Origin of the sequence: Oceanobacillus saliphilus, from assembly GCF_023522835.1 — a bacterium.
In the GTDB taxonomy this organism is placed as follows: Bacteria; Bacillota; Bacilli; order Bacillales; family Amphibacillaceae; genus Oceanobacillus; species Oceanobacillus saliphilus.
On record NZ_JALCZU010000108.1, the window covers coordinates 1 to 275 of the forward strand.

1 protein-coding gene is annotated in these 275 nt (G+C 58.9%); it reads right to left on the bottom strand.

The features are described from left to right. Positions 1-275: hypothetical protein (locus tag MN204_RS20615; RefSeq protein ID WP_249872923.1), on the bottom strand; the 275-nt coding region annotated here is incomplete at both ends.

Below are 275 nucleotides of genomic sequence, written 5' to 3' on the forward strand. Positions count from 1 at the left end.
CGAGAAATGCGGCGAACAGCCAGGCGCCTGCAGTTTTCTTCAGTGCGATCAGCACCCCGGAAACGGTCATCGCCAGACCGCCGACCAGGAAGTACCAGGAACCGCCCAGGCTGACCAGCTTCACTCCGCCGACCGCGAGCGCCAGACCGAGCAGGGCGATGATCACGCCAAGGCCGACCAGAATGAACGTTGAAACGCCTGAGACGCGTTGACTGTGGTTCACATTGAGAGTCCCGTTTGAATGAAGCGCGGGATTATAGCGGTAACTAACCATT